This is a genomic window from Paenibacillus sp. 2KB_20 (assembly GCF_052115765.1).
GTDB lineage: Bacteria > Bacillota > Bacilli > Paenibacillales > Paenibacillaceae > Paenibacillus_AQ.
This window is the reverse complement of record NZ_JBFRHH010000014.1, coordinates 135,436-151,171: the sequence shown is the minus strand read 5'-3', so window position 1 is coordinate 151,171 and position 15,736 is coordinate 135,436. Positions and strand designations below refer to the sequence as shown.

Sequence of the window (15,736 nt, the reverse complement as noted above, 5' to 3'; positions counted from 1 at the left end):
CATTCCCCCTCAATCTGCATTTGTATATGTTAGCATGTGGCTATCTACAATAAAAATATGAAAAACATATAAGGTCTTAATCTTTTTGATATACATGCAGGATGCCTTGAATAATTCTTACGGCAACCGACATATCAAGTTCAGAAAATCGTTTTTTTGAAATGTGATGCTCCGGCACTAAATGGATTCGATTTTGACTAAAGAAAACTCCCCTTCAAGCAGTCGGTTTTTTTACCTGTCTGCCAAAAGGGGAGCATATCACAAGGCTCGGAGCCTTTGACCCACCTTACCACCACATGTAGTTTAGTACCAGTCCCCCGCCAATAATTAATATCATGACGACAACGGGTAATGTTGTTAGGGTAATCCCCGCTATCGCCATACCCACAGACAGGAAGAGAAACGCAACCCACGTCATTAAGCTAACGGGCAGGATAACTTAGCAGGGCATTTCTACTTGCTTGAACATCACGCAACATCAAGGATACAGTTTTTTCATCTCTTCTAACTTACACTTTATATATGTTATGGCTTCCATAGGTTCTGCAATTTTTGCTTCTTGTCCCAGTTCCCATATCATGTCCGTATAAAACTCCAATTTGTTAGCCGGTATGTGCATCCGAATAACTCCGCCTCCATCGTCCTGACTTTCGATGAAATCTCTAAACCTTCCATTCTCCTCTAATTTTCTCTTTCCTTTTTGTGTTAAGTGAGCACAAAATAATGTTTTTTCTTGAGCCTCTAATTCCTCCACATCCCAGTTGAACACGGACTTTCTATCTACATCTTCAAGACAAGAAACGTTATCATTCAGACTAACGGTCAAAATTCGATCCGCTCGAAATAGTCTGTACGCTTGCCTGGTAAAACAATATGCCGGACAGTACCAATAACCACGGTCAGAATAAAGTCCAATTGGCTGAATCTCTCTGGTATTTAGCCCGTTTTCGCTTGAATTGTACCCAATCGTAACGGCGGATTTTTTCATGATTGCTTGTAATAAAACGGTGAGGCATGAGACTGACATACTCCGGTGGGGGGACCAAATGGCTACTTTATCCTGTAATCGATTAATTTGTTCTCTCACATCAGACGGCAAATAATGATAGAACTTATCTAGTGCGGATTTAGTTTGATCACCGAACGGAATCGCCCCAAAGTATCGTAGAGACTGGGAGGCAAAAAAAATCGCTATAGCCTCACTTTCAGTAAATGTTATTGGAGGAAGTATACTTTCGTTTAGAAGTCTGTAGCCGCCACCACGCCCTTGAATGGAATAAAGGGGTACCCCTAGTTCTCCAAGGTCGGTTAAATCCCTGGAAATCGTTCGTGGTGAAACACCTAAATCCATCGCAAGCTCCGGAATGGTAAATGATTTTTTTGCATTAATGATCATTATCAACCGCAATAATCGTTGAGATTTATACATAAGCCAACATCCCTTTTTTTTTTAGCATATCACATAAACATGTAAGTACCTGTCTTGTTTATAGGATATTCTTGGTTTGCCAAGAGGTAAGATAATCGTATCAGGAGGGGATCAAAAAGTGTTGGGATAAACAAGTTCGTTGAAAAGTATGTAGCGGATTGGAATGAAACAGATGAAAGTATCCAGTGTAAGGTTATTGCTGCATTTTGGGGCCGGATATAACTATTTCGCAGAAGGAACTGAGATAAGAGGATACGATGAGATCGAAAAAAGAATCACGAGTGCTTGATGAGTTTGTAAGAATAGGTGGTATATATTCATCCTTGTAAATCTCTCTATAAGCACTCCAAAATGCTATCGTGTGTATAGATGGGGAATGTTTCCGTCACAAGGTGGAAAGGTCTGATTTTAGATGACAATACCAAACGTATAGAATATCAATATTGAGCAAAAAAAAGGAGATTGCCTAAATGATGAAGGATAATTATACAGGCCAACCGAAAGCAAGAGATGTGGAAACTTCTTTATGCCGTCGAGCGTTTCAGGCTTTTCGTTCCGCAATTGAAGTCGGGGACACGACTAAATTCCTCGCACTTGTTACAGAGGAATTTCAATTCTCGATCCCTTTACCATACGATGATTGGAAAGGTAAACAGGTTGGTAAGCAACGTTTTAAAGAACTGGTTAGCTTTGAAAGGGAAGCGCTGCGTGTAAAGCTTACTCCCCTTATTGAACTTTACGATGTCCATTTTGGAGTCGTCGTTTTTCAGGCACAGGGGACATTGAATACACAACCTTATCGCAATGAACTTACGGTAGTTTTCGAATTTGAGGGTGATCAAATCAAGTCATTCAAAGAATTTGTTGGTATGCCACTAAAAAGTTACGAGAAATAGACTTAATTTCATCAATAGGGACGGTATCAGTAATCTTTCGCCCGATAGTGCGAATGCCCTCTGAATCTGTTGTGTGTAAAATTTTTGTACTGCTGATACACCCAACGTTGCATTTCAATTAGAATCGTAGCGTTGGCTGTCTTATCAGGGGGTCTTATTTTTAGGTCACACATCGGTTTATTCATTCCGATCAGGACCCCCTACTGTAAGATTGTTGAAGATCAAGAAGGTTTTTCGAAAAAAAGATCAAACTTGTATTAATCGAGTTCCATTGATTTAGGGGGTTCAAGGTGAAGTTCTTTTATGGAATATTATCATTACTAGGCATGATTCTTCCGTATTCACAATTCATTCCTTGGATATATGAGAATGGATTTAGTATTACTCAATTATTGCATGAAGCTAGTCAATCTCATATTGGAACATTTGCATGGTTGGATGTAGTTGTATCAGCAGTAGTTCTTATCGGTTTTATTCTATATGAAGGCAAGAAAGAAGAAATGAAGTACTTATGGTTCCCTGTTATTGGCACGCTAATAGTTGGTGTTTCACTTGGTCTTCCCTTGTTTCTTCAATTGCGAGAAATTCATAATGAAAAGAAAAGAAGAACTACAGAAGTGTAGGTTGTTCAATTAAGGCAGGACTCTCAACCGCTTTGTTAGACGGCATCTCTGCCATTTGTTAGAAACAAGCATAGCAGGCTTAAACCTATGATTCAAGGATTCTCCCCTAAGTGATGAAGTTTGACTTTAACTACTTCAGGGCTTGCAACCTCCGTGCTCATTTAGCTTTCTATCTGCGCCAGAGATTAATAATGTACGGTCTTTAGGCACATCAGTAGTAAGCATATTTAGATTCAGTTGCAATCTTGATGTGCATCTTCTCCCCCTCCTGAAGAAGTAATTACTGCTAAAGGATACCTTCACTAGCAACACACGGCACTCCACATGTGACGAATACTCAATATTGATAGAATGTAAGGTGTGGGGGGAGAATCTTAGCTCCCACTAATGATCAAGTAGATTACATTAGTCGGCTTGGATGAGCATTTTTGCGAGCGGCGAGGGAAACTTCGGCAGGACGCGTTTACCGTCGAGCCAATCGCTAAGCCGTGCGGCTTCGCGCTCTAGCGAGGCCATCCCTTCTGCGCCGATGTCCTTAATAAGTTGAAGGATGACCTCACCGGTGTCACTTTGGACCCAACTTCCCACGATCTGGCCGTCCCACCAAGCCGTGGGTCCTGCGTTGCCGCTGGTGTCGAACAATAGCTCTTTGTAAGGACCGAGATACCAGTCGCGTTCAAACCACCCCATGGTCGTCGGATCCAGCGGCGGTAGAAGCGCGGCCCACGGTTCGACGGGATCGACCGGTTCCATATCATCAGGAAGGACGTAGCCGATCTGGCCATCGAGATCGACCTCAACCGCGTGGAGGCTGACAAGCGCCCTGCGTACCGCGGTGAGCGTCGATCCGAGCCACCACTTGATGTCGGTCACAGTGCCGGGGCCGAAGGTCCTCAGCCACACTTCGACCAACCGCGCTCCACCCTCGGCTTCGTCGCATTGAATCAAAGATAACGATCCACAGCAAGCAAATGCCAAGTCCAGCTGTAATGTCCGTTGTGCTCTTTTCACTCTTCTCCTTCCACGATTTATCGGCTATTTGTTTGTATATACGATAGCCCACTTTCAGGTTTTCCCTCGATCTTTCTTCTGATTTTCTTCAGCACCAAAAATACCACTGGGCTCCAAGATGTTTCGTAAGATTTTCAAAATCAAAATTAGTAGTCGAAAAAAAACCTGATACAGAAAAAAGGACATGGGTTATGCAAGCAATGATCTGCTTGGTAACTCATGCCCTTTCAAATTAAATAAGCCGCTTCCACTCAACAAGAAAATCCTTTCACGTCTCGCTATTTTTCAATTTACATATCAATGTAACACCTTAATTCTTACCGCCATAGCCCTTATACGTAGCGTAAACTGCATCTGCATATTGATCTGCCAGAATAGGACGGCCATAAGAATCGGTGGCTCCCGGATACCAGTTATCTCCACCGTTGTAGTGTAATAATCCGTTGTAGATATTTCCAAACTTCGTAATCTTCTCATTTAAAATTAACGCGCCCAGATATACCTGATCTTGTTCACTGCTATGATTATACACACGGCCAAATTTTGAGCTGAATTGAGATAAATACGCATTGCGTGTGTTTGGTTCTACCTGCATCAATCCGTCGCCGGCCGATGGACTACCTGGTAAACCTGCTCCAAAGCTGCTTTCCTTTTTGATAACAGCACTTAACAATAAAGCAAAATCTCCGCCTTTCCCATAGGCATTGTCCGCATTCATGACATATGTCCATATATGGCTTGGAACCTCGGCAGGCTTTGTTACTGTAGGAGGTGGTGAACCCGTATAAATCTTGACTGATGACATTTTGTCATTGATCGTGTTGCCAACCCAGGAAGAATCTGAAGTAAAGGTCCACTTGGTTCCTCCAAAATTATCATTCTCATATACTTCAACCGTCCAACCGCTTGGAACCTTAAGAGACGACATCCAGTCATTCGGAATTCCGTTTGCGTTCAACTGAGACAGTGTATAATTGCCTATCCCGAGTGTCACTGCTTTTCCTCCATAGTTTATATCTGCATAGAACGTCACTCCGTTTGTTGTCGGTGGCGTAGTTCCGCCGCTACCGCCTTTCTGCCATAAAGCAGGGACATTGGACGGTTCCCAACCTACGAGAGAAGTATGTGCCTGAAGACAGGTATAAGTGCTTCCACTATAGGTTACTGTGTCATTTACTGCATATGCGGTATTTGGAGCCCATGCTCCTCTAGCGGCTGCATTTACTGACGGTAAGGCTGCGCAAAATGTGGATAGAAATACTACTAAAACTACCAAAAGTGATAAGCGCTTAAAAGAAAACCTTTTACTAGTCATTTTCAAACCTCCTTGTTTCTTTATTTATCTGTAGCGCTCCCATGAGACATGCCACAGGTTTTTACTGTACTATTATCTTACTTTATTTCCATATTCCGAATTAATTCCACAATTTTTTAATGATACGGTAGGAGGATATGAAGATCGGGACCAAAAAGGCAATTAAATTCGTGCTAAAAACAGAAGAAAGACTATGGAAAAATGAAGGGGAAGGATTCAATAAAAAAACCGAGGAAAAACAGGAGTGGATACCTGAATTTCGCCCGGCACAACTTTAGGCTATAACACGACTTTATAGGCTTTGAGATGACTTAATTGCGTTCTACACCTAACGCACTGTGCTCAATGATGGAGCGACTAACTACAGCCGCCTTTTATTATACAGAAATGCAAGCACAATCACAGGAGCTATTCGCCCCTGCATATCAAAATTCTCCGTTCTATCAAGCCCTTTAGTCATATGTAGATAGATAGTCCGTTCAATAATTGACGGGAGTGTACCAAAATTTGACCCACCTTACCACCTCATGTAGTTTAGTACCAGTCCCCCACCAATAATTAAGATCATGACGACAACGGGTAATGTTGTTAGGGTAATCCCCGCTATCGCCATACCTCTTCCTTTAGAAGATCTTCTTGCAATAATACCTAAGAAAAAACCAACAACACTAAGTATAAAAGCAAAGAGAATTGTGGCCATAGTACCTGTCGAAGTCGTGTAGCTGTACTGGGAATCAAATCCCAACTTTAACATCCCTACTATGAAAAATAATATTCCGAATATACCGAATATTAATGATACTACAGCTTGTCCTAGTCTATCCTTTGGCTGATTCTTCATGGCCGCTTTTGTTGTTTTACTCGTGTTACCGGAAGGAATATCCGCTCCCCCCACTATAGCGGATTCCCCTCATAAGAAACCCAGTTGCTCTAACTGACCCCATATAGCTTAGACCGAACCATCTGGCTGAGATGTACGAAACGCTGACTTTCAACCAGCCTCCTGCCCCGGCTGCCCTTTGTCGGATGAACCGTTTCACTCGATGCGCGAGCTATCCTTTTTTCCTGCCGATAAGACGCCTATCGATGAACCGAGCGACAAGCAAAGACAGGATACCGAGCAAAATCGGTATGCCAAACGCTTCAAAGGAGAAAGGGTGGCCCTCCAGCTTCAGGTGGTCGGTGGCACGATATTCAAGCCGCTTAGCGGCAAATTTCGCTGTCTGGATATCCTCCTGTTTTGCCAAATCCTCGAATGCAGGGTCCATTGCAAACCGGCCCGACATATCACGATGCAAGAACATCAGCTTCGCACTATTGCCGCTGTTATTCCACTCCTTGATATCCTCGGCAGCTTCAGACTCGGCATCGGCACCGACGACAATCATTTTCTCGAGCTTTGGCACGTCTTTTGTTTGATAACGCGCGACCAGGTTCAGGCCGTGTTTCGTTACGATGGCTTCATTCTTGCTGGAAACCGTTAGTGTGGTTGTCGTACCGGAAGCGGCATACGTGTCAAATGCGGCTGACAAATCCAGCTCATCAACGCCGTTATAGAGAAGCACGCCCGCTTTGGCTTTGTTCCATTGATAAGCATTATTCAGTACGTACGTTATATCACTCACCCCGGCATTGAATGGCTTCATTTTCGGATTTGTCACGTAATCGTAAGAAGGATAATTCATATTTTCCGCTACTTTTCTCGCAACCGCATCGCCCAACTGCTGAGAGATGACATATAGCGTTGCGTCGATCCCTGATGTCAGACCGGCAGAAGATACGATATTACCTTGCGGAACGTAGCGCTGATCTTTCACCCACTGAATGTCTGGATATTTTTTGATAAGCCGGTTAATGTCTCCCCAGTGCGTCGCGGCTGATTTGCCGTTCAGCAAGCCAGTATCCGCCAGATTTTCTGCTCCGTTGCAAATAGAGAGCAATGTCGTATTAACGTCCGCGTGCTTTCGAATCCATTCTCGGACAGGTACATATTTATTATCATCCAAAATCGGCATAAACGGAATGACGATAATGTCCGGACTTTTGCCTAGCATCGCGTCCATTTCATCAAAAGAATAATGTGGGACAACATCGAGTCCCCCGGTTAGGGATTTAATTTCGCGGTCAGGGGCAACGCCATATACATTGTAAGCCTCTGTCATCGCAAACATCTCGTACGGGACGAGAAAGTCGAACACTTCCGTCACTTCGTTCGCCAGTAGCACAGCCACTGTCGGTTTGCCGGCATCATATTTCGGTACCTGCACATTCGTTAATGCGGGGACGTCTTTATCGTAAATCGACATTCCGTTATTCATTGTGTTGATGAATCCGATCGCTCCTGCCCCTCCCACGACAACGACAAAAACGATGAGATAAATCGTGATGCGTAATACAACTTTCACTTGTCATTTCTCCTTTTGCTCCGGCTTCTTTGCCAAACAAATATAACAAACCAAGATGAATTTATCATCGATCTATGGTCGGTTAGAGGAGCTCGACCAATGTTGGAACGGATGCTGGACCTAAGACTGTTCTACTTTTCATGCAAGACTCGATAGGGCTATAATTTTTCTGAAAAGGGCGAAACATCAGCGGAATTTCTACAAATTTCCCATATGCACGTTCTCATGAATTGGGGGCAATGTACCTGATGGTGGAACAAAGAGAGATATGGGCACCTCCTGGTACATACGAAGTAATACGTTGTTATGTAATTGGATAAGCCAACCAAAAGGAAACATTCTTGGCACTAAGGTTCTGGAAGTTCAAACACCTATTAATCTCACAAAAATTCAAATATTCACTATTTTTACAATGGTAATACTGGATACTATCGAACGGTTGAAGGACTAAGGTCTCCATTTGGGTTTCTCGGTATTTTTTTTAAAAAGTTCAACTAGCAGTTGCGCGGTTATTGTATATACAACTTCCCTAAGCATATCATATCTGCACGAGCCAATTTTAAGGTGCCTTGGTGATAAAATGATCAGAAAATCATAACCAAAGAGTCGCTATTTACGTTGTATATATGAGGTACACTCAAGTAAAAACAAAATGAGCATGAAACCAAACATGTAGAAACCAAATTGTAAATTCATTGAACTATTCGCAAAATAATACCTGGTCTAAATAAGTTCTTATGCTTGAGCTTAATTTGAAGATTCTACAAACACACTTAGGAGGCTCAAATAGAATGAACAAGAAAATCAGAATAATAATAGTTTCCGTCATTGCATTAAGCAGCATTGTAATTATCCTAATTGCTAAAGGTTTGTCTTCTGATAAAACAATTTTGCCGACAACGCAACAAACTGGTAATCCTATTAACTCTTCAAAGGGAACACAACAGTCTGGTAACCTTAATAACTCTTCAGTAGTAAAGGCAGTTAATCCTAATCCATCATCTGTATCAGCAAAAGATGTTTATCCAGTAAATGAATATGGACTTACGTACGGAGCTGATATATACGAGTTATATGGCGTAGAAGCGGACTTAATCGCTGCAACTGGTACAGATGGCACTGAAGGGTATGTATACGCATCTGAGCTAGAATCTCATGTAAGTAACCCTCGTGAGGCTGCTGAGTATCGCAAAAACAACCCAGGATCTTGGACCGTACCGCTTTATGATAAAACTGGAAAGAACATTATTGGCGAATTTGTGATAGGTGGAGAATAAAGCTCAACTAATCTATCTGCATTTGTATATGCTAGCATGTGGCTATCTACAATAAAAATATGAAAAACATATACGGACTTAATCTTTTTGATATACATGGATGGAGGATGCTCCTGTATAATTCTTACGGCGACCGACATATCAAGTTCAGAAAATCGTTTTTTTTGAAAAGTATCTACACTAGGAATTATCCCGTTGCATATATTTTCCTGAACCTTTGTATTTATTGGTCTTTGTACTCCAGGTGAATATTCCCTCTGCCAGATCCCAGCCGCCTTCGTCTCTGAAGTTCTTCCAGTACTGATGTACTTTACCCTTTGAATCAATCATAACTCCCTGATCGCCCATCAATTGAAGAACTTTACTCAATGTCCCATGTTGAAGTCGATATACATATAACTGGGTATTCGAGGGGAAATAAGAGAACGTAACAGCCACATGTTTCTCGTTCTTCGATACTGTAAACACTTGGATCGTCGATTGTTTAAAGTCTTCATCACTTATAATACCTGTGTCAATTAAAACAACTCGTCTCTTTGAGTTAATCAGATAAAAATTACCCGATTCAGTGAGAATAAACGATTCTTTTTTCTTGTCATTGTTAATGTCATCGGTTTTGACGATCTTAACCACTTCATTAGGGTACTTTTCAGCAAAGATGTCCTTCGGTTTCTTTGCTGCAGCAGAGACATCACCCGTAAACGAAAAGAAAACTGCCAAACTAAGCAATAATGCCATTGTAGTGAATTTGCCTTTCATATATAAGCCCTCATTTCTAGTGTTATCATATCTTCTTTGATATTAACGTAATTTTGCTTTATCCACATGCTCAGCCCGTATCCTCGGATCAGTAATGTTCGCCTCAATCAAGGATTGATAGATCTTCTGAATATCTGATTCTGTCAAAACGGTATCCACCTTCTCCGCTTGAGTCCGATTCATTTTGCGCTGAATATATTCGGAAAGCTCAACATCATACACAATCAGTTCGTCCGATTGGATTTTTTTTCAGCTCCGGATCTACGCTGAATCTACAACGCATCGTAAAAGAAACCAGTGAGATGAACCGGCTTTTTTGGTAGTTAGGGAGCAAACTTTTAATCGCTTGAATATGCCCGTAATTTTGCATAAAGGGATTATACATTTTAAACCGGTTACTAACAGTCCATGATTTACTCTCTCTTGTTCCCTTAATCTCTCCCGTGTAGTTCTTCGTCTCGATGACAAACAATCCTTGCGGAGTGATCACTACATGATCGATCTGCGAATAGCCCGAACGGGACTTCGAATTCGTCACCATTAAATCACTTACATACTTACATCCTTGGGGAAGTTGATCTAGTTGAATATTAATCTTATGCTCACCCAGTTCACCAATACGAGTAGGCTGGACCTTGGGCTTGGCGTTGTTTCCTGAAGTTTTGGCTTTATTCGTATGTTGAGCCGGCTTTTTCTTTGGCTTACGTTGAAGCGATCAATTATCCAGCTACCAGTCAGTCGGGGGAGTTCCACGCGCACAGATAGACCAATGGATCTTCCATCTCCAAATCCTGAATTCGGATCCCGCAATATATCACAGATTCCTCTACTTGATAGAAGATCAAAAATGCCTTGTCTGTCGTAAAAAACGTGTCATCGGGAATGAAAACTTCCTCCAGAGGGAGCGGTTCATATTGGTTATTGCACCCTTTAGTGATATATGGGGATCGTCCCAAAATCTTATAATAATCCCGTAGGGCCATCGCTAATGGAAAACCCAGACTTTGTTCCTTTGCCTGAATGCCCGCCTCTGGAATGCCGTGGGCTTCCTTACTGGTGCTCTCCCAAAAAGCGGAGGATCCCTTATTCAATCTAACAATCACGAATTTAATAAGTCTGATGCTGAAACCTTTTTCCAGCCTTCAAGTCCTATTAAATTTAATATCCGTTCTTTTTCTGAAGCATCAAATTTGTCCGTATCTTTTTTAAGACTCCCATCAAATTCCTTCATGTAATGCTCATTATTCGTATCCGTAATGTACATGTAATAGACATCTTGGATGGTATCACCATTGCGAAATTGAAACTGAAAGACATACATTTGTTTAATTTCTTGAATATTAGGCAACGGTTCGGGTTCTCCACCCTGTGCCCATTGTGCGGCATTCCTCAGCAAATCAGGGTCACTTTGAACATTGATCAGTTCGGGTTGAACACGACTGGAATCATTACGGTACATATAAATATTTATCATATCCAATTTTACGGATTCTTCTATTTGATCCTGATTTCTTGGCGAACAGGAAGTTACGATCAAAGCAACAAGAACAACGCATAACAAAACTTTTTTTAAGTTAATATGAATCACCCCTATAAAAAATTTTTAAACAAAGGAAGAATTTCCCACAAAAAAGAAGAATATGTAATTTGTATTAGTATTATACCATATTTAGCCAAAAGGAGCTGGGATTTTGAAGAAGTTATTTTTTTCGGTCGTTGCCTTAGTCCTATTGATGCCAAATCTAGCATCAGCTGATCAAATCGCTGTACCACAACAAGAAAGGTTATCCTCTATTAATCAGATCAAGGAATACGTTTTGACAAACAGAGACGTTAACGTAATGTTATACGATGAAAACGGGAATATTCTTAACGAATTCCATAGCGATGGTAATATTATTAATTACCAGTATGACGCAGACGGCGAAATGATATCTTCAACAGATTCGTATAACGGGATGCAGATCTATGAGCTTGACAAAAAAACGAATTCTCTAAGTATTAAAACTTATGCAAACTCGGCTTTTGTGAATGAAAAGAACCTTGTTAATGAAAACGAGCAGGTTCCATTAGACACATCAGAAAAAATTCCTATTCCCTATCCCATAGTTCCCTTTGCATATGAAAGTACAGTTATTTCGGGAGTTAATATGAATACTCTAATAACAGATGCTGACTTTACCAATTCTTCAACCATGAGCTCATCAGCTATTCAGACATTCTTTGAGAATAGAGATTCAGTTTTGAAAAACGTTGTTCTAATCTATTATTTAGACTCGAATGGCAAACCATATTTTAATGGTCATACCATCAATGCCGCTTCAGCTATTAGTACAGCTGCCACAACAAACGGAGTTAATCCCAAGGTTATACTGGCAACTCTGCAAAAGGAATCTTCTCTAATTTCTGCTAAGCCAGGATCCGTTGATTATAGTTCTCGGCGGTTCTATTATGCAATGGGTTATGGAGCAACCGATTCTGGTGATGATCGATCAAAAGGCGGATTTAACTATCAGATTTCCGGTGGAACACAAACTCTTAAAAATCGTTATACCCAATCACCATCATCTGGGTACCCAATAAAGCTACCTGATGGCACTGTTACTAGTATTAATTTTGGTAAATCTGTAACTTCCGGCGGGGTAACGTACAAAAACTATGTTTGGGTAGATAATAGAGCCACCTATTCTCTTTACCGTTATACACCACACACCATCGATACCTCACTTTTACCAACTATCGGGGGTGGAAATTACCTTTTTGTAAAAATTGCAACTGGTTGGTGGGGCTCATCAACTTGGAAATGATTTAAATCTATCCGTCACCGTTGGCAAAAGGTAGCAGATTATATGTTTGAAAGGGATTATTCGGATTGAAGTTAGTGCACAACCCAAAAACGGTAGATAAAACGACTCCAAAGTGAAGCAAAACAAAAAGAGAAATAGGCCGCGAGTGAATGGGGTATCGACCTATTTCTAGTCCTGCAACTGGCACCGCCCTCAAGGCTGATGTTGTTAAGAGCGAGGATGTTAGCATCCTCGTTCCTTTTTACTATCAGCATCGTCAATGGGAAAATCCAGTGCCACCATAGTTCGAATCAATGAGCCGCATCCTTCCCAGCCAATAGTCAACGTTGAGATGATCATCTTCTCCACTTCATGCTTCAGCGATCGAATAAGATTCCTTCTTAACGGCTTCAAACATCGCTTTCCAATACATAATCGCAACAAAATGCGACCACTTGATTAAACCTACTCTGACATGCTGAGAAGGATGTGACTTAATCCGCAAAATGACCAAACAACATAAAGAAAATAACAACTAAAATCATTAATCCTATGGAATAGAAAATCAGCACCATTCTTGCGGTGAACCAGTTAAAACTCTCATAAACTCGGCTTTGGGAGATCCGGAAGAATCACATGACTTTTACATATTGCCCCACAAGGCGTTTCCTCGCTAATCCCGCCGATAGGTTCACAATCAAGCAAAAATCCCATTAGAGAATTCACTTAGAAAAGTACAAAACGATAGTGGTAGTTTCACCCCTAATCTATCTTCAAATTCTCTAATTTCTTGATAATCTTCAAGCTCAAATCTATCTACATCAGGATATCTTTCTTGAATGCAATTTATGAACTCTCTGACATCCATCGAAATCCCCCCCCTCATATTTTGAATTATTCGACAACCATATATCCGGAAATCACTTCAGATTGCCAAGTTGAATGAACATGAAGATACTTCCAGTACCTACGTATAATGATATCTTGTTTCAACATGCTTTAAATATTTAAAGACAGCTTTAAAAAATCGAGCGATACAACTCGGAAGAATTGGATGCTGCTCTACCCGATAGGTGAATCAGCACATCGTCCACGCGGTTCAGAAGCTTCTCAAGCTGCGCGGCATCCATGTGTTGAAAAATTGAAGCATCATTACAGCCGACCACAAAATTAAGGGTATGAATAAACATCACCTTATCCAAATCCGGGATAGAATTCTGTCCCGTTAGCTGGATGACATCCTGAAGCGAAAAGTAAGATGGAGAAAACATGCAATTATTCTCCTTCATATACAATGCCTTGAGCATGCATCCTAAAGCGCGATCACTAAACAAGATACATACATGAGCAGAGATCGGATGCATCAACCGGGCTGCTGAGTTCATATAGATCTGTACGTAATGCTGCATCTTAATCATTGATTTGGAATGAATAGAGGATTCCTGAATTTTTAACAGCCTATCTTTGCTATCTCTGCATTCGTCGATGGAGGTTAAATGATTCACATACGTCAGCTCCTATCAGGTTATTGGTGATATCCCAGCTGCGACTGAATTCCTTTAATGGTCTTTCCAAAATTGCAGATGCATAAGAAGTAGTTCTAACTCAGTTCATCAAAAAGAGTAAACATATAGAAATAAATACTCACTTAGGATGAATAAATAAATACAAACTACATACAATATTACTGTATAGTAGTAATTTATTCAAATAACTTATTATCTATGTATTATTACAAATCAAAACATTCCCTACACTTCTATTAAAGAGAGGTGTAACGATGCCTGATATTTTAAAATTAGTCGGAGCACGTATAAAGGATCTTCGTAAATTAAGAGGATTATCTCAAGAAGCATTAGCTGAAAAGGCTGGCTTCAATATAAGTTATATAGGATTTATTGAACGTGCCGAACGTAATGTTTCCATGAAGAATCTGGCGAAGATTGCTAGTGCTTTAGATGTTGGAGTGTATGAGCTTTTTACATATTTGAAAGAACAAGAAGAATTGCCAGAGGAGTCGGGTATGAAAGATATTATCTCTTTACTGAGAGAACGAGATCCGAAAGATATTGAGATGGCCCGAAATATACTAATTGAAATTTTTCGGCGGATTGATGGAAATAGTTAAAAAAGCTGATCGGATTCCGATCAGCTTTTTTAGAGTTATCACCAAAGATTCCCTTTGGTGATAATCCCCGATGAGAACATTTACTTCAGCAAAGTATATGTCCATAGCGCCCACCAGCGGAGCTCACACCCAGGACGGCCCAGGCCGTCCTTTTGTCTGCTTCCGGAAGTATCGAGCAGCTAGGCACACCAGGAGCGCCCACGAGCTGAATTCCAGGCGACTGGCAGACTGCACCTGATCCATTAGAAACGGCAGCGGACGTTTACCAATACGTCCAAACTTATAAGGAGCAATATCCGGAAGTCCGCATTACTGCCGATCATGACGATAACGGAGCTGTATGAAGGCATAGAAGGAGAGGATTAGTTTTCTTATTACTTAAGCAACAACAAGGCGGCTCCTTACGAGGGAGCCGCCTCTATTTTTGTATGGGTTTTAATCTATATTTTCAATACCCCATTCTCCTGCTTCGTTTTTAGTAAAGAAGTAGGTAATACCTTGATTTTCAATACTCCCGTCTGAGGATTTTTTTGCAAAGCGCACGCCTACTCTAATTTGTTCTGGCTGATCGACTTTTTCTATAAGATCCAAATCATAGAACATAAATTGATCGCTTACGTTTGTGTAATAGAAGCCTTCTCTTATAGATTCCAAAGTCTCCTTATTCAGATTCTCTTTAAACTTTTCTTTGTTGTTCTCCACAACTGATTCAAGATTGTTCCTTAACTTGGAGATAATGTTTTCGTCAAAGAAGCTGCCTTTATATTTGTCAAAGTCAATAGAAACGCCTTTCTTAAAATCGGCCGCTGTGATGTCCTTAATTGCTTCTTTCTCGGCTGGTTCGATCAGACTTTCTATGTTTGTTGGTGTATTGTTGGTTGAAGGTGCTGGGCTTGTTGTGTTGGTAGGTTCTTTGCTATTGGAAAGAGTGTCAGTGTCATGTGATTTCCCGCATGCAGAGAGAAGTAATGCTCCGATTAAACATAAAGATAAAATACCGCGAGAGAGATTTTTCATTAGGTTCAATCCTCCTTGTAAGTTTTGGTATATATGTAAGAACGCAAGGGAGAAAAAAAGTTGCAGTTTATATTTCGTAACGATACGCAA

General features: G+C 40.9%; 18 protein-coding genes. 6 read left to right on the top strand and 12 right to left on the bottom strand.

Features of this window, described 5'->3' with window-relative positions; genetic code table 11:
• Window positions 1-478: 478 nt before the first annotated feature.
• Complete coding sequence (locus tag AB4124_RS28525) at window positions 479-1,429, bottom strand: helix-turn-helix transcriptional regulator (protein ID WP_441974939.1); 951 nt, start codon at window positions 1,427-1,429, stop codon at window positions 479-481.
• A gap of 470 nt (window positions 1,430-1,899) precedes the next feature.
• Here AB4124_RS28525 and AB4124_RS28520 point away from each other — a divergent pair, with 470 nt between their 5' ends.
• Both AB4124_RS28520 and AB4124_RS28515 read left to right on the top strand, forming a co-directional pair.
• Window positions 1,900-2,325: a nuclear transport factor 2 family protein gene (locus tag AB4124_RS28520; RefSeq protein ID WP_441974938.1), complete on the top strand. Its 426-nt coding sequence runs from the start codon at window positions 1,900-1,902 to the stop codon at window positions 2,323-2,325.
• A gap of 290 nt (window positions 2,326-2,615) precedes the next feature.
• A complete protein-coding gene (locus AB4124_RS28515; RefSeq protein WP_441974937.1) occupies window positions 2,616-2,948 on the top strand; it encodes a DUF2834 domain-containing protein in 333 nt (110 codons plus the stop codon).
• A 405-nt stretch (window positions 2,949-3,353) separates the two neighbouring features.
• On the opposite strand, the gene AB4124_RS28510 is transcribed toward AB4124_RS28515, so the two are convergent.
• Both AB4124_RS28510 and AB4124_RS28505 read right to left on the bottom strand, forming a co-directional pair.
• Complete coding sequence (locus AB4124_RS28510; RefSeq protein WP_441974936.1) at window positions 3,354-3,959, bottom strand: DNA glycosylase AlkZ-like family protein; 606 nt, start codon at window positions 3,957-3,959, stop codon at window positions 3,354-3,356.
• A 310-nt stretch (window positions 3,960-4,269) separates the two neighbouring features.
• A complete protein-coding gene (locus AB4124_RS28505; RefSeq protein ID WP_441974935.1) occupies window positions 4,270-5,274 on the bottom strand; it encodes a carbohydrate-binding protein in 1,005 nt (334 codons plus the stop codon).
• A 137-nt stretch (window positions 5,275-5,411) separates the two neighbouring features.
• Between AB4124_RS28505 and AB4124_RS28500 the strand changes: the two genes are divergently transcribed.
• On the top strand, window positions 5,412-5,552 hold the full coding sequence (locus AB4124_RS28500) for a hypothetical protein (RefSeq protein ID WP_441974934.1): 141 nt from the start codon (window positions 5,412-5,414) through the stop codon (window positions 5,550-5,552).
• 239 nt (window positions 5,553-5,791) lie between these two features.
• On the opposite strand, the gene AB4124_RS28495 is transcribed toward AB4124_RS28500, so the two are convergent.
• Window positions 5,792-6,169 (bottom strand): hypothetical protein, encoded by a 378-nt coding sequence (locus tag AB4124_RS28495; protein ID WP_441974933.1) that lies wholly within the window; start codon window positions 6,167-6,169, stop codon window positions 5,792-5,794.
• A gap of 157 nt (window positions 6,170-6,326) precedes the next feature.
• Window positions 6,327-7,679 (bottom strand): DJ-1/PfpI family protein, encoded by a 1,353-nt coding sequence (locus AB4124_RS28490; protein ID WP_441974932.1) that lies wholly within the window; start codon window positions 7,677-7,679, stop codon window positions 6,327-6,329.
• A 791-nt stretch (window positions 7,680-8,470) separates the two neighbouring features.
• Here AB4124_RS28490 and AB4124_RS28485 point away from each other — a divergent pair.
• A complete protein-coding gene (locus AB4124_RS28485) occupies window positions 8,471-8,956 on the top strand; it encodes a hypothetical protein (protein ID WP_441974931.1) in 486 nt (161 codons plus the stop codon).
• 180 nt (window positions 8,957-9,136) lie between these two features.
• Here the strand turns inward: AB4124_RS28485 and AB4124_RS28480 are convergent, their stop codons facing one another.
• From AB4124_RS28480 to AB4124_RS28465, 4 genes are all read right to left on the bottom strand, one after another.
• Window positions 9,137-9,715, bottom strand: coding sequence for a hypothetical protein (locus AB4124_RS28480; RefSeq protein WP_441974930.1), 579 nt, complete (start codon window positions 9,713-9,715; stop codon window positions 9,137-9,139).
• Window positions 9,716-9,929: 214 nt separating this feature from the next.
• On the bottom strand, window positions 9,930-10,304 hold the full coding sequence (locus AB4124_RS28475) for a nuclease-related domain-containing protein (RefSeq protein ID WP_441974950.1): 375 nt from the start codon (window positions 10,302-10,304) through the stop codon (window positions 9,930-9,932).
• 145 nt (window positions 10,305-10,449) lie between these two features.
• Window positions 10,450-10,806, bottom strand: a complete 357-nt coding sequence (locus AB4124_RS28470; RefSeq protein WP_441974929.1) for an SMI1/KNR4 family protein — start codon at window positions 10,804-10,806, stop codon at window positions 10,450-10,452.
• Between the two features lie 8 nt (window positions 10,807-10,814).
• Entirely contained in the window at window positions 10,815-11,189 is a 375-nt protein-coding gene (locus AB4124_RS28465; protein ID WP_228030069.1) for a hypothetical protein, read from the bottom strand.
• A 217-nt stretch (window positions 11,190-11,406) separates the two neighbouring features.
• Here AB4124_RS28465 and AB4124_RS28460 point away from each other — a divergent pair, with 217 nt between their 5' ends.
• Entirely contained in the window at window positions 11,407-12,522 is a 1,116-nt protein-coding gene (locus tag AB4124_RS28460; RefSeq protein WP_441974928.1) for an RHS repeat domain-containing protein, read from the top strand.
• 676 nt (window positions 12,523-13,198) lie between these two features.
• Here the strand turns inward: AB4124_RS28460 and AB4124_RS28455 are convergent.
• Window positions 13,199-13,369, bottom strand: a complete 171-nt coding sequence (locus AB4124_RS28455; RefSeq protein ID WP_441974927.1) for an SMI1/KNR4 family protein — start codon at window positions 13,367-13,369, stop codon at window positions 13,199-13,201.
• Window positions 13,370-13,520: 151 nt separating this feature from the next.
• Window positions 13,521-14,006, bottom strand: coding sequence for a hypothetical protein (locus AB4124_RS28450; RefSeq protein ID WP_441974926.1), 486 nt, complete (start codon window positions 14,004-14,006; stop codon window positions 13,521-13,523).
• Between the two features lie 275 nt (window positions 14,007-14,281).
• On the opposite strand from AB4124_RS28450, the gene AB4124_RS28445 reads away from it, so the two are divergent.
• Window positions 14,282-14,629 (top strand): helix-turn-helix domain-containing protein, encoded by a 348-nt coding sequence (locus AB4124_RS28445; RefSeq protein ID WP_441974925.1) that lies wholly within the window; start codon window positions 14,282-14,284, stop codon window positions 14,627-14,629.
• Between the two features lie 435 nt (window positions 14,630-15,064).
• On the opposite strand, the gene AB4124_RS28440 is transcribed toward AB4124_RS28445, so the two are convergent.
• Window positions 15,065-15,646, bottom strand: a complete 582-nt coding sequence (locus tag AB4124_RS28440) for a hypothetical protein (protein WP_441974924.1) — start codon at window positions 15,644-15,646, stop codon at window positions 15,065-15,067.
• Between the last annotated feature and the right edge of the window lie 90 nt (window positions 15,647-15,736).